The following is a 16475-nucleotide window of genomic DNA, read 5'->3' as shown; positions in this document are numbered from 1 at the left end:
CTTATTTCGCGCGGCGGCGGTAAACGTTGTCAAGATAGACGGCCACCACCAGAACGGTGCCCACCACGATCTGCTGCACGGCGGTGTCGAACCCGATCAGCACCATCCCGGATTTCAGCGATTGCATCACGAAGGCGCCAAGGATCGCGCCGTAAATCGTGCCGACGCCCCCGGCCAGCGAGGTGCCCCCGATGACGGCGGCGGCGATGACGTAAAGCTCGTCCAAGAGGCCCAGTGCGTTGGTGGCAGAGTTCAGGCGGGCCGAGGCGATGACGGCGGAAAGGCCGGCCAGCGCACCCATCAGGGCGAAGATCTTAAGCGTCATCCATTTGACGTTGATGCCGGACAGGGCCGCCGCTTCGGGGTTGCCGCCGATGGCAAAGACATAGCGGCCAAAGCGGGTGCGGTTCATCAGGATGGTCATCGCGATGGCGACGGCCACCATGATCAGGACGGGGATTGCGAAGCCGTGGCTGACGAAGGTATCCTCGGGCAGGTTCTGCTGCTTCAGGATGCCTTTGGGCCATGGGTAGGCGTTCACGACCAGCACTGCGCCAATCACAAGGCCGCAGCCAAGGATCGCCATCGTCACTTCGGCCCACATGGGGCGCAGGGGGAAGTCGTGGCGTTTACGCGATTGGCGGCCCGAGTAGATCAGGTAAAGGATCGCCACGATGGCAATCGCACCAACGATGTAGCTGCCGGTTTCACCCACAGCGCCATAGGGCCCGCCGCCCAGCAACTGGAAGGTGCTGTCAACGGGCGAGATCGTGCGGCCGTTGGCCGACAGGAAGGCAAAGCCGCGCCAGATCAGCAGACCGCCCAGCGTGACGATGAAGGACGGGATCCCGCGATAGGCAATGAGCGAGCCTTGGAAGGCCCCGATCGACCCGCCGACGAAGATGCCAAGGATCACGGTCAGCACCCAGATCATCGGGTGGCCAAGGCCAAGGTATTGCGGCAGCCATTCGACCTGGAAAAGGCCCATCATCATGCCGGTCACACCCAGAATGGCCCCGACCGACAGGTCGATGTTGCGCGTGATGATGACCAGCACCATCCCCGTGGCCATGATGCCGATCGACGCGCTTTGCACGCTAAGGAACCACAGGTTCTGCGGGGTCAGGAACGACCCCTTTTCCCACACCACCACCGGGTTCAGCAGGGCGAAGGCCTCGCCTACGCTGCCTTCGCCGCCGAAGACCGCCCCCAGCAGGGTCTGAACGAAATCGCGCAGGCCGGGGTAGAGATGGAACCCGATCCAGATCAGCAGCAGCGCACCGAACATGCCCAGAAGGCGGGTGTCGATTTCAGTTGCGCGCAGAAAGCGGGTCACAGGGCCCGGCTGCGCGTCATGGGAGATTTTCAGGGATGTGTCGGTCATGTCCTCGTCCGGCGGTCAGAGGGAAAGACGCCGTGACCCCGAACCGTGGCACAAGGCCAGATGACTGGCTGCCAGAAGATCCGTGTCGCGTCTTGGGAACGGCGCAAAGCCGTCAGGATTTGAAAAGGTGGGTGCCGGGACAAGCCCGGCACCCGTTGTCAGACGATCACTCGCAGCCGACGACGCCGGCCATGGCGCCTTCGCAGGCTTGCTCTTTGGTGATGTGACCTGCGTCGATGGCGACGTTCAGGTTGTCCTTGGTCAGCGGCGTCGGAGCCAGCAGGATGGCGTTCATTTCAACGCCCTTCTCACCGCCCGAGAACTTGGTCGCACCTTCGATGCTGTCCAGCGATGCACCGTCAGCCAGAGCCGAGGCGATTTCGCCAGCGGCCTTGCCAAGCTGACGCGCGTCTTTCCAGACCGAAACGGTCTGGGTGCCGCGGGCCACACGGTTGATGGCTGCAAGGTCACCGTCCTGGCCACCGACCGGGATCACCAGACCTTGTGCGCCAAGTGCTGCAACCACACCGCCGGCCATGCCGTCGTTCTGGGACAGGACCGCGTCAACCTCGTTGTTGTTGGCGGTCAGGATCTGTTCCATGTTGGTCTGGGCGCTTTCCGGCTTCCAGCCGTCCGAGAACGCTTCGCCGACAATCTTGATGTCGCCCGAATCCACGGCACCCTGAATGACGGACATCATGCCCTGCAGCAGGAAGCCGGCGTTCGGGTCACCCGGGTCGCCCTTGATGATGGCGTAGTTGCCGGTCGGGACCTGGGCAAAGATGGTTTCGGCGATGATCCGGCCGACGCCGACGTTGTCGAAGGTCAGGTAGAAGGTGCGGTCATCTTCGATCAGGCGGTCATAGCCGACGACCGGGATGCCCTGAGCGGCGGCCAGTTCGATGGCCGGGCCGATGGCGTCCTTGTCCCAGGCGTTGATGATCAGGGCGTCAACACCCTGGGTGATCAGCGCTTCGATGTCGGCCAGCTGCTTGGTGGACGACGACTGAGCGTCAGCGTTCACATAGGTGTTTCCGGCAGCCTCGATGGCGGCGACCATCGCGGCTTCGTCGATCTTCCAGCGCTCTTCCTGGAACGAAGCCCAGCTGACGCCGATCTTCTTGCCTTCAGCAAGCGCAGCCGACGAAAAGCCAGTCACCGCCATCACGGCGACGAGAATTGCGTTACGCATAGTATCCTCCCTATGGACATCGGCCTGCGAGGGGCCGGCCCGGCAGATTCGCCGGAACGGGCGGAAAAATGCCGCGAATAATTTCAGTTGTCAAAATAAAAAAGCGCGGGGCGGCGACCCGTACTGGATCGCCGCCCCTGTTCCGGCCCCCTGCAGAGGGGGTATCTCGTCGACCTGACCGCCTGCCTAGCAGCCGGCGACACCCGGCACGGCACCGGCGCAGGCCGCTTTCTGGGTGATGATATCCGCCTCGATCACAAGGTTCAGGTTCTCCTTGGTGATGGGTGTCGGGTTCAGCAGAATGGCGTTGAAGGTCAGGCCTTTCTCGCCGCCGGTAAAGCGGATCGCCTCGGGAATCCGTTCCATCGAAACGCCATCGGCCAGAAGTCCGGCGATCTTGCCGGTGGCCTTGCCAAGTTCGAGGTTGTTCTTCCAAACCGACACGACCTGCGTGCCCCGCGCCACCCGGTTCAGCGCTGCCGGGTCGCCATCCTGGCCGCCGACTGGAATGCTAAGCCCGCGCGCCGCCAGCGCCTCGATCACGGCGCCGGCGATCCCGTCATTCTGGGCAAGCACGGCGTCGACCTGGTCATTGTTGTCCGCAAGGATCTTTTCCATGGCCGCATAGGCGCTGTCCGGGCTCCAGCCATCGGCATTCGCCTCTCCGACGATCTTGATCGTCCCGCCTGCAACGGCGGCGCCGATCACTTCTTCCATGCCCTGCCGCAGGAATCCGACGTTTGCATCGGCCGGATCGCCCTTAAGGATCACATAATTCCCCTCTGGCTGGACCTGCCGGATGATCGCCGCGATGATCCGCCCGACACCCACGTTGTCGAAGGTGATGTAGAACACGCGGTCATCTTCGATCAGGCGGTCATAGCTGATGACCGGGATGCCCGCTTCGGCCGCAAGGTCGATGGCTGGAAGGATCGCTTCGCGGTCGACGGGCAGGATGACCAGCGCGTCAACGCCCTGTTCGATCATCGTGCGAATGTCGTCCAGTTGCTTTTCGGCAGACGCCTCGGCATTGGCGGTGATGTATTCATTGCCGTCGCGCTGGATGGATGACCGCATGGCGGCAGCGTCGAACTTCCAGCGCGGTTCCTGAAAGTTTGACCAGGACACCCCGATCTTCCTGCCTTCGGCAAACGCTGCCGTCGAAAAACTGGTAACCGCTACAACCGCTGCGAGAATGAGCTTGCGCATCAATCTTCTCCTCCCTGTTTCGGTCAGAATGTGACCGCCCGGCCATAAAGCTGAAATCCAGCAAAAGCGTGGCGGTCACAATTTCAGTTGTCAAAATAAAAAAGGTGATCAAAACTTGGGCAGAGTGTGTATCCGTCGGATTTGGGGTGTTTACACCCAGCCATGACGGTGAATCTGGCCAAATGGCCACAACATTACTTCGGAGACTGAATAAATGCCGCGGGCGATCCGGCCGGAAGCAAGTGAGGGGCGCAAGGGCGTGGGCCCGCTGATCCCGCCGCTGGCCAAATCCCAGCGCCCCCTGCGCCAGCAGGTGTTTGAACTGGTGCGTGCGGCGGGCCTGATCCCCCGGGTGCAGGTGGCCAAGGATCTGGGGGTAAGCCCTGCCAGCGTGACCACCATCACTTCGGAGCTGATCGAGACCGGGCTGATCGAAGAAGTCGCCGCCCCGCGCGAAGGCGATGCGGGTCGCGGCCGCCCTGCTGTGGCGCTGGGCGTCCGGGCGGATGCGCACCGGGTGGCCGGGATGAAGCTGTCGGACCGCGAACATACCGCCGTGATCGTGGACTTCGCTGGCAACCTGATTGCCGATGATGTGATCCCCCGGCGTCCGGGACCGATGGCGGTGGCCGAGATTCTTGACGCGATCGAGCATCTTCTGGACCGGGTCTGCGCCAAGGCGGGGCTGATGCGCGCCGATCTGTCGGCGGTGGGCATCGGGGTGCCGGGCTTTGTCGATTGCGCCGAAGGGGTGGTGCTGTGGTCGTCGGTCCTGGCCGAGCGGGCCGTGCCGTTGGCGGCGGCAGCGGGGTCACGGCTGGGGCTGCCGGTGACCATCGACAATGACGCGAACCTCGTGGCGCTGGCGGAACTGTGGTTCGGCGCCGGGCGCAGCCTGTCGGATTTCGCGGTGGTGACCATCGAGCATGGCGTGGGCATGGGGTTCGTGATGAACCACCGTATCTATCGCGGGTCGCAGCGTCTGGGGATGGAGTTGGGCCATACCAAGGTGCAGTTGGATGGTGCCCTTTGCCGCTGCGGGCAGCGGGGGTGCCTGGAGGCATATGTCGCCGACTACGCCCTTGCGCGTGAGGCGACGACGGCGCTGAACTGGGGCCACAAGGAAGGCCAATCCATCGGGGTGCTGCTGGAAAGCCTGTACGACCACGCCAAGGCCGGGAATGCGACGGCCAAGTCGATCTTCCGTCGCGCCGGGCGCTATCTGGCGGTGGGATTGTCCAATGTCATCAACCTCTTTGACCCCGCGCTGATCATCCTGTCGGGCGAGCGGATGCGCTACGACTATCTTTATGCCGCCGAGACCCTGGCCGAGATGGAGAACCTGACCATCAATACCGGTCGCCCGCGCCCACCGATCGAGATCCACGCCTGGGGCGATCTGCTTTGGGCACATGGCGCGGCGGCGCTGGCGCTGTCTTCGGTCAGTGAGGCGATCCTGAACGGGCAAGTGCTGGGGGTTGCAGCCGAATAGGGCTGCGCCTGTGCCCGACCGCCGGGGGTTTCACACCCCCGGACCCCCGTGGGATATTTGGAGAAGAGAAAGCGCAATTTGAATTAAATTCAATGCGTTAGCTTGCTTCATCGCGGAGGAGTGCGGCAAGGCCTGCGGGGTAATCGGGGTATAGAAGGGTGACCCCAAGCTCGGTCTTGATGCGGTCGTTCCGCGTACGTTTGGATTCGCCGTAGAAGCTGCGCGCCATCGGCGACATCTCGGCCTGATCGAAGGGGATTGCGGGCGGGTCGGGCAGGCCCAGAAGGCGGGCGGCGTGGCTGAGCACGTCTTCCGGAGGGGCGGGGTTGTCGTCGCAGACGTTGTAGGCGGCACCCGGGTTGGGGCGGTGGATCGACGCCTCAAGCACTTGCGCGATGTCATCGACATGGATGCGGCTGAAGAACTGGCCGGGCTTGAGGATCCGCCGGGCAGTGCCATCGCGCACCTTTTCAAACGGGCCGCGTCCGGGGCCATAGATGCCGGCAAGGCGGAAGATGTGGACGGGCAGGCCGGTTGCCAGCCATTGGGATTCGGCAAGCACGCGCTGGCGGCCACGGTCTGATACCGGGGTCAGCGGGGTGGTCTCATCCACCCATCCGCCCTGATGGTCGCCATAGACCCCGGTGGTGGAGAGGTAGCCGACCCAGGTGGCCCCAGACTGTGCCAGATCGGGGACGTCGCGCAGGAACGGATCGCCCCCCGCATCGGGCGCGGCGGAGGCGAGGATGTGGGTGGCCTTTGCCAAGGCGGGGCCAAGGTCGCCCGGCAAGAGGAGCGGTTGGACCCCGTCTGCGCGCATGGCTTCGGCCTTGGCGGCGCTGCGGGTGGTGCCGATCACCTGCCACCCCTGCGGGATCAGGCGGCGGGCGAGGGCTTGGGCGGAATAGCCGTGGCCAAGGGAAAGCAGTGTTGACATGGGCGCGACTATCGGGGGCGGCGCGGCGGGGTGCAAGGGCCTGTGAGGGGATTGCAGGGTGCATGGGTCGGGCGCATGCTGCGGTCTGGGGGTGCTTGGATGGATCAGGGATTGAAGGGCGCATTGGGTTTGACCGGGCCGGAGGCGTGCCTTGCCTATTACCGGGACTGGGCGGACACCTATGATCAGGGCTTTGCCGAGGGCATGCAGTACCGTCTGCCTGCCCATGTGGCGGCGGCCTTTCTGGGCGCAGGGGGGCAAGGGCCGGTGCTGGACGTCGGGGCTGGCACGGGCCTTCTGGCCGAACGACTGCGCGAGATGGGATTTCAGGGGGACATCGATGCGGTGGATTTCTCGGCCGAGATGCTGGGACGGGCGGCGGAAAAGCGGCTCTATTCCGGGCTTTTTCGTGCGGATATCACCCGGCCCCTGACCTTGCCACGGCGCTACGGCGGTATCGTGAGTTCCGGCACCTTCACTGCTGGGCATGTCGGGCCGGAGGCCTTGCCGCACCTGCTGGACGTGGCAGAGCCCGGCGCGTTGGTGGCGCTGTCGATCAATCGAAGAGTCTGGACCGCGGCCGGGTTCGAGCGGGTGCTGGCGCAACTGGCGGATGAAGGGCGGATTGCCGACCTGCGTCTGCCGGAGGTTGAGGTGTACGGGGCAGCGGCGGCTGACCTTGACGCAGACCATGCCGGCGACCGGGCGCTGGTGGCCCTGTTCGCGGCGGCTTAAGCCTGCCTTGTCATGACGGCGTCACTTGCGAAGGGATAGGGGTTTCGGCTTATATGCCGGATCAACTTCAGGACGCAAAATGCAGGACGACCCACAGACCGCCACCCTTTGCCCGCCGTCGCGGCCGCATCAAAGCTTTACCGACGCCGCTTTGGCCGTTGATCTGCTTGAGGAGCTTTATTCCGAAGCGACGGCGTTTCTGGTGGAGCAGTTTTCACGCACCATCGCCAAGGGCAATCCGGGCCGCCGCATCCGCAGCTATTATCCGGAAATCCGCCTGACGGTGACCAGCTTTGACAAGGTGGATTCGCGGCTGTCCTTTGGCCATGTCTCCAGCCCCGGCACCTATGCCACCACGGTGACAAGGCCGGACCTGTTTCGCAACTACCTGATCCAGCAGATCGAGCTTCTGGTGCAGAACCACGGCGTTTCGGTAGACATTGGCCCCTCTGACACACCGATGCCGGTGCATTTCGCGGTCGCTGGCAGCGCTGGCCTGTCGGTGCCGCAGGAAGGGGTGATGAACTTCTCGCTGCGCGACGTGTTTGACGTGCCGGATCTGGCGACGACGAATGATGACATCGTGAATGGCATCATGACGCGCTATGCCGACGGGTCGGCCCCGCTGGCCCCGTTCACTGCGCAACGGGTGGACTACTCGCTTGCCCGGCTGTCGCATTACACTGCGACGGACCCGACGCATTTCCAGAACCATGTCCTGTTCACCAACTACCAGTTCTACGTGGATGAGTTCGAGGCCTATGCCCGCGCGGCCTTGGCGGACCCTGCCAGCGGCTACACCGCCTTTGTGGCCACCGGAAACCAAGAGATCACGACGCCGGACGGTGTGATCCACCCGATCACCAAGCTGCCGCAGATGCCGACCTATCACCTGAAGCGTGCCGACGGGCAGGGGATCACGCTGGTGAACATCGGCGTGGGGCCGTCCAACGCCAAGACGGCAACGGACCATATCGCCGTGCTGCGCCCGCATGCCTGGCTGATGGTCGGGCATTGTGCGGGCCTGCGAAACTCGCAGTCCTTGGGCGATTTCGTGCTGGCCCATGCCTATTTGCGCGATGACCATGTGCTGGATGATGATCTGCCGGTCTGGGTGCCGATCCCGGCCCTGGCCGAGATCCAGATCGCGTTGGAGCGGGCCGTGGCCGATGTTACCCAGCTGGATGGCTATGAGCTGAAACGCATCATGCGGACTGGCACGGTTGCCACCATCGACAACCGGAACTGGGAACTGCGCGACCACTCCGGCCCCGTGCGCCGCCTGTCGCAGTCGCGTGCCGTGGCGCTGGATATGGAATCGGCCACGATTGCCGCCAATGGGTTCCGGTTCCGGGTGCCTTACGGCACGCTGCTTTGTGTGTCGGACAAGCCGCTGCATGGCGAATTGAAGCTGCCCGGCATGGCATCGGACTTCTACAAGACGCAGGTCAGCCGGCATCTTCAGATCGGCATCCGCGCGATGGAACGGCTGCGCGCGACACCGATCGCCCGTCTTCACAGCCGCAAATTGCGCAGCTTTGAAGAGACAGCCTTCCTGTGACGGTGCGAAAAAGCCGTCAATTGCGCCGGACCGCGCGTTCCGGGGTTGATTTTGCGACAGGAACCGTGTGTTTGGGCCGTGGCCTCGCTTTCGAGGGGACGCCCAAACCATAAGGGCCGCATTCTTGCCAAGAACAACACAGAGGATGATCAGATGTCCAAACCGATGACCAAGACCCAGCTGGTGGCCGCTGTTGCCGAAGCTATGGGCAGCGACAAGAAGACTGCCAGTGCTGCGCTTGACGCCATCGCCTCGGTCGTGGCGCGTGAAGTTGCCGATGGCGGGTCCGTGGCCCTTCCCGGCCTGGGCAAGGTGGCCTGCAAGGCCCGGCCAGAGCGTCAGGTTCGCAACCCCGCAACGGGTGAGACGATGACCAAGGCTGCCGACAAGCAGGTGAAATTCGCCATCGCCAAGGCGCTCAAGGATGTGGTGAACGGCTAAGCCTTCCCGCATTCCTGGAAATGTGGAAGGGTCGCCTATCGGGCGGCCCTTTTGCTTTGGGGGCCCATTTGCTTTGGAGGTCGTGCCATGGCGCGTGTGACCGGGATCGGCGGCATCTTTTTCAGGGCGCGGGACCCTGCGGCGTTGAACGACTGGTATCGCACCCATCTGGGGCTGACCCAGCCAGACCACGCGGTCTGGATGCAGGATGCCGGGCCCACGGTCTATTCCGCCTTTGCGGCCGACAGCGATTACTTCCCCGCCGACAAGCAATGGATGCTGAACCTGCGAGTGGATGACCTGCCCGGCATGATTGCCCAGCTGCAGGCTACCGGCATCGCGGTTGAGACCCGGCCCGACTGGGATGGCGATGGCAGCTATGGCTGGTTTGCCCGTATACATGATCCCGAAGGCACCCCGATCGAGCTTTGGCAACCGCCAGCGACTTGACCTTGCCGGTCTGGGAAGGCACCACGGCGTGATGGACCTGCGCGCGATCCTGATCGGTACTGTCTTTGCGGCGATGTGGTCCTCGGCCTTCGCCACGGCGCGGGTGATCGTTGCCAATGCCCCGCCCCTTGGGTCCTTGTCGGTGCGGTTCCTGATTTCGGGCCTTGTGGCGGTGCTGATCGCCCGCGCGTTGGGCCAAAGCTGGCGGCTGGCACCAGCGCAGGCCCGGGCGGTGATCCTGTTCGGCCTGTGCCAGAACGCGCTTTACCTTGGCCTGAACTTTGTCGCGATGCAGTGGGTCGAGGCATCGCTGGCCGTGATCATTGCCGCCTCGATGCCGCTGATGGTTGCAGCGCTGGGCTGGCTGATCTGGCGCGAACGGATCGCGCCCTTGGGGATCATGGGGCTGGTCGCCGGGGTTTCCGGCGTCGGGGTGATCATGGGCACACGGCTGTCGGCGGGGGCCGATCCCTTGGGGATCGTGCTGTGCCTGCTTGGTGCCTTGGCGCTGGCCGTGGCCACGTTGACGGTGCGGGGCGCGTCGTCCGGCGGCAATCTTCTGATGGTCGTCGGTTTGCAGATGCTTGTCGGATCGCTGGCACTCGGGCTCGTCTCCGCGGCGACCGAGACGATTGCGGTCAACTGGTCCCCGACGCTGGTAGCGGCTTTTGTCTATCAGATCTTCATCCCCGGCCTTGCGGCCACGCTGTTGTGGTTCGCCCTGGTCGGCCGGATCGGTGCCACGCGGGCGGCCACGTTCCACTTTCTGAACCCGTTCTTCGGCGTGGCCATCGCCGCCGTCCTGCTGGGCGAGGCGGTTGGCGCCTTGGATGCCCTTGGCGTCGCCATCACCATGGCGGGCATCCTTGGCGTGCAACTGTCCCGCCGCCCAGCCCAGCGCGAAACCCTGCCGTGACGGGAGCTTCCCTCCCCCTTGTCCGGGGAGGGGTGGGGCGCTGGTCGTCACGCCACCCGCCGCGCGGCCTCGGCCTCTACAACCCGCAGTCTGGCGGGGCGGGCCTTGCAACGGTCAACCCAGTCGCGGATCAGGGGGTCATCGGGCGTCGCCTCGGGGAACCAGGCGAAGGGGGAATGCAGCAGGATATCCGCCGCGCTGAACCGACCTCCCAGAAGCCACGGCCCCCTTTCCAGCGCAGCGCGCAGGCGGGCGGCCATTTCCTCCGGGCCACGGAAGGTGGCGGTCAGCCACGGGTGGCTGATCCCGGCGGCCTGAAAGATCACCACCGGTTCGACCACGCCCTGATACCAGGTCAGCCAGGCGACAAAGGCCCCCCAGTCCGGCGAGCCGATCTCGGGCGCAAGGCCCGCATCCGGAAACATCGTGGTCAGCGTCAGGATGATGGCCGCCCGTTCGGTGATCACCGTGCCGTCCTGCACCAGAACGGGCACCTTGCCCTCAGGATGCGGATTGGCTGGGTCCCGCCCGCCCGAACCGTCCATCCGCGGAATGGTGACCTCTTGCAGGGTAATCCAGTCGGCGATCCCCATCTCTTCGATCAGCGAAAGGATGGTGGACGACCGGCTTTGCGGGGAATGGTACAGGGTCAGCATCGGTATCTCCAATCAGTTGCGATGCGGTTGGTCTATGCCTAAACTCCTGCCAGAACCTGTCAGGATGCCATGGCCCGCGCCGACCGCCTTTTTCGCCTGCTAAGCGCCCTGCGGATGCTGCCGCAGCCGGTGACAGCCGCCCGTCTGGCGGATGAGACGGGCGTGTCCGAGCGCACCCTTTACCGTGATATCAATGCCTTGCGCGCAGGCGGGGCCCTGATTGATGGCGAGGCGGGGGTGGGCTACACCCTGACCGAAGACCCCGCCCTGCCACCGCAGATGTTCACCCGGCTGGAAGTTGAGGCGCTGGTCCTTGGACTGGCCGAGGTTGGCATGGCCCGTGATCCCGCGCTGGCCAAGGCCGCAGCACAGGCGCAGGCCAAGATCATCGCCACCCTGCCCGACCGGGTGCAGCGCCAGGCAATCCACGCCGTCAGCCGCACGTACCGCTATGAACGCCGCGCCCCCCTGCCGCCGCATATGCAATTGCTGCGCGAAGCCGCCTGGGACGAATGCGCGCTGGATCTGACCTACCGCGACCTCGCCGGTCAGGTGACGGACCGGCGTATCTGGCCCCTTGGCGTGGTCTTTCTGGACCGTGAGGTGCAATGCCTGGCCTTTTGCTGCCTGCGTCAGGATTTTCGCCGCTTCAAGGTGGCGCAGATGGACGCCGTGCGCCTGACCGACGAGAGCTTTCGCCCGCGCCGCGTGCCGCTGCTCCGCGATTTCATCGGCCAACTGCGTGAGACGCGGCGCTGACGCGCGATTGCGCGCGTGCTAACCTGACACCATGCCCAGCCTCTGCCGCGATTGCCTGACCCTGACGGAAAGCACGCCCCCGCGCTGCCCGGTCTGCCGGTCACCGCGGATGGTGGCGCATGCGGAACTGACCCAGCTGTCCATCGCCCACATGGACTGCGACGCCTTCTACGCAAGCGTGGAAAAGCGCGACAACCCGGCGATTCGCGACCAGCCGGTGATCGTGGGGGGCGGCACGCGCGGCGTCGTGTCGACCTGCTGCTACATCGCCCGCATCCACGGGGTGCGCTCGGCGATGCCGATGTTCCAGGCGCTGAAGCTGTGCCCGCAGGCCGTGGTGGTAAAGCCCCGCTTTGCCGCCTACACCGAAGCCAGCCGCGCGATCCGTGCGATGATGAAGGACCTGACCCCCGCCATTGAACCCCTGTCCCTGGACGAAGCGTTCCTTGACCTGACCGGCACTGCCCGCCTGCATGGGGCATCCCCCGCCGTTCTGCTGGCAAGGCTGACCAAGCGGATGGAGGACGAGCTGGGCCTTACCGGCTCAATCGGTCTGTCGCACAACAAGTTTCTGGCAAAGATCGCCTCCGACCTCGACAAACCCCGCGGCTTTTCGGTGATCGGCAAAGCGGAAACCGAGGCGTTCCTGAAACCGAAACCCGTCCGCATCATCTGGGGTGTCGGCCAGGCTACCCAGACGGCGCTTGAGGCGGCGGGCATCCGCATCATCGCCGATCTCTTGCGCTGGGACCGCGCCGACCTTGGCGCGCGATTCGGCAGCATGGGCGACCGGCTTTGGCATCTGGCGCGCGGACTGGACACCCGCCGCATCACCCGGGACGAGAAACTGAAGTCGATCTCGAAGGAAACCACCTTTGGCGAGGATACGTCGGACCCCGACCTGCTGGACGGCCATATCTGGCGGCTGTCCGAACAGGTGGCCGACCGCGCCAAGGCCAAGGGTCTGGCCGGGCGCACAGTGACGCTGAAACTGAAGCGCGGCGATTTCCAGCTGGTCAGCCGCCGCCACGCGCTGACCGACCCCACCCAATTGACCGACCGCATCTACCGGGCGGCGAAGGACCTGTACGACCACGCCGGGACGAAAGGGCCCTTCCGGCTGATCGGCGTCGGCATTTCCGACCTCGCACCCGAAGCGCAAGCCGACCTGTCCGAGGACCTGCTGGACCCCGAAGCCCGCCGCCGCGCCGCAGCCGAACGGGCAACCGATGCGATTCGCGCGAAATTCGGGACAGACGCAATCATCAAGGGCCGCGCCCTGCGCTGAAGGCCACTTTTCCCGCGCTAGCCTGCGGCCATCGCTGCCCGGGCGCTTCCGTCCGGCAGCTTACTCCGCCGCCAGCGCAACCTCGGACGGACGCAGAAGGTCGGCAACGACGCCCCCCATCAGCTCGCGGAAGGCGGCGAAGCCCGGCAAAGGCTCGACCCGCGCCTCGTCCATGTAAAGCGCCCGGTCAATCTCGACCTGTACGACATGCACCCCGCGTGACGGGCGACCGTAGGCCTGCGCCACATAGGCCCCCGCGAAAGGCGCGTTGCGCACCACCCGCAGACCCGCTGCGGCAAATGCCGCTTCGACGCGGTCCATCACCTCACGCCCGGCGGCCACGCCATAGCGGTCGCCCAGCACCACTTCCGGTCGGGGTTGGCCGGGACGGGTATGCGCCTCGATCGCCTCATGTGGCATCGAATGGCAGTCGATCAGCACCGCCGACCCGAAATCCGCCTGCGCCTCTTCGATCAAGGCGGCAAGCGCCTGATGATAGGGGTGCCAGAATCGGGTGATCCGCGCTTCGGCCTCGGCCAGAGTCAGCTTGCCGCGATAGATCGCCCTGCCACCAGCGACCACCCGGGGAATCACCCCCAGACCGGAACTGATGCGAGGATTGTGCGGCACGCGCTGGATGCCTTCGATCACGCCGGGGTCAAGCTCATCCGCCGCGCGGTTCAGGTCCAGAAACGCCCGTGGCGCCCGCGCGGTCAGAAGCGGCGCGCCCATGTCCGGCGCCATATCAAAAAGCCGGTCCACAAAGGCATCTTCCGACGACCGGATCGCCTTGCGGTCCAGCACCACCTGCGCCAGAAACTCTGCTTCGTAGTCGCGCCCGGAATGTGGTGAAGCAAAGATCACGGGCCCCACCTGCTCTGTGGGGCGGATCAACCTGTAGGCCTCGGACGTCGTTTGCCGCACGCGCACCTCCTGCACTTCCTTCCGATATAGCCGCAGTTTCCTGAAAAGCCAAAACCCCTTGCAGGCCCGAAGACGACTCAGTATAGCACCGCCCTGACCGACGCGGTTCCGCCCGCGTCCTTTTCGTATAATGGAACGGGCACGGCGGGACGTTTTGGCAAAGTGGGCGGTTAGCTCAGCGGTAGAGCACTACGTTGACATCGTAGTGGCCACTGGTTCGATCCCAGTACCGCCCACCATTCGCCGCCTCCCATCCGGGGGGCATGGGTTTCAATCTGGCGCAGGTCCGCGCCGCGAAATGGGAGGGTCGACCATGAAAGTCGCCAACTCGCTCCGCTCGCTGAAGACGCGTCACCGCGATTGCCAGGTCGTGCGCCGTAAAGGCCGCGTCTATGTGATCAACAAGACGCAAAAACGCTACAAAGCCCGCCAGGGCTGAGACTGCGTTCAGCAGACCGGATCAACAGGCCGCCCAGGGGCAACCCGGGCGGCCTTTGTCATTCGTCTTTGCCCAAACGCGACCGCAACCACAGTTGCTCTTTTCCAAATACTCCCAGGGGGTTTGGGGGCAGGATGCCCCCATCGACCCAGCCGGTTGCGCGCTTGCGCGCAGAGGCGCAGGGAAAAGGCTTGCGGCGCAAGCCGCTCGATTCGATAAACGCTGGTGTTCACCAATCAGGTTGCCCGCCTTGCACCCCAACCCCGCATTCCGCCAGTCGCCCGCCGACCAGAACCTTGCCTTCGCCCGCGTCCGGGGCTTTGGCACCCTTGTGGTCAATGGCCCGGATGGTCCACTGGCCGCACATGTTCCCTTTCACCTGTCCGACGATTCCGCGACAGCCGATCTGCACCTTGCGCGCTCCAACGCCATAGTCCGCGCCGGTCTGCCTGCGCCTGCGCTTCTGGCCGTGTCCGGGCCTGACGCCTATGTCTCGCCCGACTGGTATGGCCCGCATGCCGAGGTGCCCGATCAGGTGCCAACCTGGAACTACATCGCCGTTCACCTGCGCGGCGTGCTGGAGCCTTTGCCGGAAGACGCCCTGCGTCCGCATGTCGATGCGCTTTCGGCAGAGCATGAGCAGCGAATCGCAGGGAAGGCCCCCTGGACGTCGGCAAAGATGACCGAAGGCGCCATGCCAAGGATGATGCGGATGATCCTGCCATTCAGGCTGCGGATCACCAGTGTCGATGGGACCTGGAAGCTGAACCAGAACAAGCCCGCCGACGTGCGTGAACGGGCCGCGGCGGCCTTGGCCAAGGGGAATGAGGCCGCTCAGGCCATCGCCGCCCTGATGCGGGCAGTGCCAAAGGCTTAGGTCCAACACCCTCACGACCTGGCCACACGACCTGTCGGTTTCAGTTTACAGCACAATGCGACGGCCTTAATCTCAAAGTCCCGACCAAGGATCGTCCGATGCCCCTTCCGCTTGCACCGCTGTTGCCCCTTGCCTTGCGCCTTGGGGCCGTTGCCTCGGCCGGATACGCCGTGACGCGGTTGATCCGCGCGCGGACCCACCCCGGCCGCACCGACCAGCGGGTCGAGGATGCTCTGGACGACATGGGAGAGGGGCTGTCAGTCCATCAGCCGGAAGATCGCGCAGCGGACGGCATGACGCAGACCAACGCTTCGGCACGGATGGTGCGCGTGATCCGGATCGGTGGGCGGACGTTTTCGGTGGACGCGGCCTTCATTGCCCGCTTCCGCATTGCCAAGGGTGACTGATGCGCCTTTACCACGCCGCCGCCTCGCCCTTTGTCCGCAAGGTCATGGTGCTTTTGCACGAAACGGGCGCTGTTGACCGGGTGACGCTGGTCCCTGCTTCTGGCAACCCATTGAACCCCGGCACCTTGCCGGTGGATCGCAACCCGTTGGGCAAGATCCCCGCGCTGGAGCGGGAGGATGGCCCAACACTGTATGACAGCCGGGTGATCTGCCGCTATCTTGACGATACGCTTGGTGCAGGCCTTTACCCCCCGGCACCTCGCCTGTGGGATACCCTCGTGCTGGAGGCAACGGCAGACGGCATCTCGGATGCGGCTGTGCTGATGCGGTACGAAGAACATGTTCGCCCGGCGGCCAGCCAGTCCCCCGAATGGGTTGAGGCGCAGTGGACCAAGATCGACCGCGCGCTCAGCGCCATCGAAGACCGCTGGACAAGCCATCTGGCCGGACCGCTGGACATGGGGCAGATCGCGCTGGGCGTGGCCTTGGGCTATCTCGACTTTCGGCAACCCCAGCGTGACTGGCGTGGCGCGCGGCCTGCGCTGACGGCATGGTGGGGCGAATTTGCCCAGCGTCCCGCGATGGTCGCAACGCAACCTGTCCAGGCCTGATCCGGCGGCCTGCCCGGTCGGCAAGGCCCCCAACCCCACGGAAAGTGCGACGCTTTGGCAGCGGTATCGGGGAATTTGATTGCCCTGCGCGCCTTTGTCCGCTGGACGAGTCCGCAACGCCCCGCTAGATAGCGCGGCGGAGGGGTCGGTCCATGCGCGGCCCCGTCATGATATAGGGCTGGCTGTTGCCGGTCTGG

At 64.8% G+C, this 16475-nt stretch carries 18 protein-coding genes and 1 tRNA gene; 13 read left to right on the top strand and 6 right to left on the bottom strand.

Annotated features, from left to right (window positions below; translation table 11 throughout):
* Nucleotide 1 precedes the first annotated feature (1 nt).
* From EI545_RS10175 to EI545_RS10165, 3 genes are all read right to left on the bottom strand, one after another.
* Nucleotides 2–1384: a sugar ABC transporter permease gene (locus EI545_RS10175; protein WP_125325371.1), complete on the bottom strand. Its 1383-nt coding sequence runs from the start codon at nucleotides 1382–1384 to the stop codon at nucleotides 2–4.
* A 166-nt stretch (nucleotides 1385–1550) separates the two neighbouring features.
* Nucleotides 1551–2576, bottom strand: coding sequence for a substrate-binding domain-containing protein (locus EI545_RS10170; protein WP_125325370.1), 1026 nt, complete (start codon nucleotides 2574–2576; stop codon nucleotides 1551–1553).
* Nucleotides 2577–2762: 186 nt separating this feature from the next.
* Entirely contained in the window at nucleotides 2763–3785 is a 1023-nt protein-coding gene (locus EI545_RS10165) for a substrate-binding domain-containing protein (RefSeq protein WP_125325369.1), read from the bottom strand.
* Between the two features lie 214 nt (nucleotides 3786–3999).
* Between EI545_RS10165 and EI545_RS10160 the strand changes: the two genes are divergently transcribed.
* Nucleotides 4000–5277 (top strand): ROK family transcriptional regulator, encoded by a 1278-nt coding sequence (locus EI545_RS10160; protein WP_125325368.1) that lies wholly within the window; start codon nucleotides 4000–4002, stop codon nucleotides 5275–5277.
* Between the two features lie 97 nt (nucleotides 5278–5374).
* On the opposite strand, the gene EI545_RS10155 is transcribed toward EI545_RS10160, so the two are convergent.
* Nucleotides 5375–6214 carry an SDR family oxidoreductase gene (locus tag EI545_RS10155; RefSeq protein WP_125325367.1) on the bottom strand — a complete coding sequence of 280 codons (840 nt, stop codon included), beginning with the start codon at nucleotides 6212–6214 and terminating at the stop codon, nucleotides 5375–5377.
* A gap of 99 nt (nucleotides 6215–6313) precedes the next feature.
* On the opposite strand from EI545_RS10155, the gene EI545_RS10150 reads away from it, so the two are divergent.
* From EI545_RS10150 to EI545_RS10130, 5 genes are all read left to right on the top strand, one after another.
* On the top strand, nucleotides 6314–6949 hold the full coding sequence (locus tag EI545_RS10150; RefSeq protein WP_125325366.1) for a class I SAM-dependent DNA methyltransferase: 636 nt from the start codon (nucleotides 6314–6316) through the stop codon (nucleotides 6947–6949).
* Between the two features lie 79 nt (nucleotides 6950–7028).
* On the top strand, nucleotides 7029–8510 hold the full coding sequence (locus EI545_RS10145) for an AMP nucleosidase (RefSeq protein ID WP_125325365.1): 1482 nt from the start codon (nucleotides 7029–7031) through the stop codon (nucleotides 8508–8510).
* 153 nt (nucleotides 8511–8663) lie between these two features.
* On the top strand, nucleotides 8664–8951 hold the full coding sequence (locus tag EI545_RS10140; protein WP_125325364.1) for an HU family DNA-binding protein: 288 nt from the start codon (nucleotides 8664–8666) through the stop codon (nucleotides 8949–8951).
* An 87-nt stretch (nucleotides 8952–9038) separates the two neighbouring features.
* A complete protein-coding gene (locus EI545_RS10135) occupies nucleotides 9039–9401 on the top strand; it encodes a VOC family protein (protein WP_125325363.1) in 363 nt (120 codons plus the stop codon).
* 31 nt (nucleotides 9402–9432) lie between these two features.
* Nucleotides 9433–10317 carry a DMT family transporter gene (locus EI545_RS10130; RefSeq protein ID WP_125325362.1) on the top strand — a complete coding sequence of 295 codons (885 nt, stop codon included), beginning with the start codon at nucleotides 9433–9435 and terminating at the stop codon, nucleotides 10315–10317.
* Nucleotides 10318–10364: 47 nt separating this feature from the next.
* Here EI545_RS10130 and EI545_RS10125 read toward each other — a convergent pair whose 3' ends face one another.
* Complete coding sequence (locus EI545_RS10125) at nucleotides 10365–10973, bottom strand: glutathione S-transferase family protein (protein ID WP_125325361.1); 609 nt, start codon at nucleotides 10971–10973, stop codon at nucleotides 10365–10367.
* 69 nt (nucleotides 10974–11042) lie between these two features.
* On the opposite strand from EI545_RS10125, the gene EI545_RS10120 reads away from it, so the two are divergent.
* Together EI545_RS10120 and EI545_RS10115 are read left to right on the top strand one after the other, a co-directional pair.
* Nucleotides 11043–11732, top strand: a complete 690-nt coding sequence (locus EI545_RS10120; RefSeq protein WP_125325360.1) for a helix-turn-helix transcriptional regulator — start codon at nucleotides 11043–11045, stop codon at nucleotides 11730–11732.
* 31 nt (nucleotides 11733–11763) lie between these two features.
* On the top strand, nucleotides 11764–13020 hold the full coding sequence (locus tag EI545_RS10115) for a DNA polymerase IV (protein WP_125325359.1): 1257 nt from the start codon (nucleotides 11764–11766) through the stop codon (nucleotides 13018–13020).
* A 60-nt stretch (nucleotides 13021–13080) separates the two neighbouring features.
* Here EI545_RS10115 and EI545_RS10110 read toward each other — a convergent pair whose 3' ends face one another.
* Nucleotides 13081–13884, bottom strand: a complete 804-nt coding sequence (locus EI545_RS10110; RefSeq protein ID WP_425471641.1) for an N-formylglutamate amidohydrolase — start codon at nucleotides 13882–13884, stop codon at nucleotides 13081–13083.
* Nucleotides 13885–14108: 224 nt separating this feature from the next.
* Here EI545_RS10110 and EI545_RS10105 point away from each other — a divergent pair.
* The 5 genes from EI545_RS10105 to EI545_RS10085 all read left to right on the top strand — a co-directional run bounded on the left by EI545_RS10105 (nucleotide 14109) and on the right by EI545_RS10085 (nucleotide 16278).
* Nucleotides 14109–14183, top strand: a tRNA-Val gene (locus tag EI545_RS10105).
* A 74-nt stretch (nucleotides 14184–14257) separates the two neighbouring features.
* Complete coding sequence (gene ykgO / locus EI545_RS10100; RefSeq protein ID WP_023666132.1) at nucleotides 14258–14383, top strand: type B 50S ribosomal protein L36; 126 nt, start codon at nucleotides 14258–14260, stop codon at nucleotides 14381–14383.
* A gap of 250 nt (nucleotides 14384–14633) precedes the next feature.
* Entirely contained in the window at nucleotides 14634–15260 is a 627-nt protein-coding gene (locus EI545_RS10095) for an FMN-binding negative transcriptional regulator (protein ID WP_125325357.1), read from the top strand.
* A 98-nt stretch (nucleotides 15261–15358) separates the two neighbouring features.
* Complete coding sequence (locus EI545_RS10090; RefSeq protein ID WP_125325356.1) at nucleotides 15359–15667, top strand: hypothetical protein; 309 nt, start codon at nucleotides 15359–15361, stop codon at nucleotides 15665–15667.
* A complete protein-coding gene (locus EI545_RS10085) occupies nucleotides 15667–16278 on the top strand; it encodes a glutathione S-transferase (RefSeq protein WP_125325355.1) in 612 nt (203 codons plus the stop codon). The genes EI545_RS10090 and EI545_RS10085 overlap by 1 nt, the downstream gene beginning before the upstream one ends.
* Nucleotides 16279–16475: the final 197 nt, after the last annotated feature.

This window comes from Tabrizicola piscis (assembly GCF_003940805.1).
Lineage (GTDB): Bacteria > Pseudomonadota > Alphaproteobacteria > Rhodobacterales > Rhodobacteraceae > Tabrizicola > Tabrizicola piscis.
The sequence above is the reverse complement of the archived record's forward strand: the minus strand, read 5'-3'. Positions and strand labels throughout refer to the sequence as shown.

What these genes read in the sequence shown, in the direction of transcription:
- EI545_RS10120 (WP_125325360.1), top strand. Translation starts at nt 11,043, where the DNA reads ATGGCCCGCGCCGACCGCCTTTTTCGCCTGCTAAGCGCCCTGCGGATG.
- EI545_RS10145 (WP_125325365.1), top strand. Translation starts at nt 7,029, where the DNA reads ATGCAGGACGACCCACAGACCGCCACCCTTTGCCCGCCGTCGCGGCCG.
- EI545_RS10115 (WP_125325359.1), top strand. Translation starts at nt 11,764, where the DNA reads ATGCCCAGCCTCTGCCGCGATTGCCTGACCCTGACGGAAAGCACGCCC.
- EI545_RS10085 (WP_125325355.1), top strand. Translation starts at nt 15,667, where the DNA reads ATGCGCCTTTACCACGCCGCCGCCTCGCCCTTTGTCCGCAAGGTCATG.
- ykgO (WP_023666132.1), top strand. Translation starts at nt 14,258, where the DNA reads ATGAAAGTCGCCAACTCGCTCCGCTCGCTGAAGACGCGTCACCGCGAT.
- EI545_RS10140 (WP_125325364.1), top strand. Translation starts at nt 8,664, where the DNA reads ATGTCCAAACCGATGACCAAGACCCAGCTGGTGGCCGCTGTTGCCGAA.
- EI545_RS10150 (WP_125325366.1), top strand. Translation starts at nt 6,314, where the DNA reads ATGGATCAGGGATTGAAGGGCGCATTGGGTTTGACCGGGCCGGAGGCG.
- EI545_RS10165 (WP_125325369.1), bottom strand. Translation starts at nt 3,785, where the DNA reads ATGCGCAAGCTCATTCTCGCAGCGGTTGTAGCGGTTACCAGTTTTTCG.
- EI545_RS10135 (WP_125325363.1), top strand. Translation starts at nt 9,039, where the DNA reads ATGGCGCGTGTGACCGGGATCGGCGGCATCTTTTTCAGGGCGCGGGAC.
- EI545_RS10170 (WP_125325370.1), bottom strand. Translation starts at nt 2,576, where the DNA reads ATGCGTAACGCAATTCTCGTCGCCGTGATGGCGGTGACTGGCTTTTCG.
- EI545_RS10125 (WP_125325361.1), bottom strand. Translation starts at nt 10,973, where the DNA reads ATGCTGACCCTGTACCATTCCCCGCAAAGCCGGTCGTCCACCATCCTT.
- EI545_RS10130 (WP_125325362.1), top strand. Translation starts at nt 9,433, where the DNA reads ATGGACCTGCGCGCGATCCTGATCGGTACTGTCTTTGCGGCGATGTGG.
- EI545_RS10090 (WP_125325356.1), top strand. Translation starts at nt 15,359, where the DNA reads ATGCCCCTTCCGCTTGCACCGCTGTTGCCCCTTGCCTTGCGCCTTGGG.
- EI545_RS10175 (WP_125325371.1), bottom strand. Translation starts at nt 1,384, where the DNA reads ATGACCGACACATCCCTGAAAATCTCCCATGACGCGCAGCCGGGCCCT.
- EI545_RS10160 (WP_125325368.1), top strand. Translation starts at nt 4,000, where the DNA reads ATGCCGCGGGCGATCCGGCCGGAAGCAAGTGAGGGGCGCAAGGGCGTG.
- EI545_RS10155 (WP_125325367.1), bottom strand. Translation starts at nt 6,214, where the DNA reads ATGTCAACACTGCTTTCCCTTGGCCACGGCTATTCCGCCCAAGCCCTC.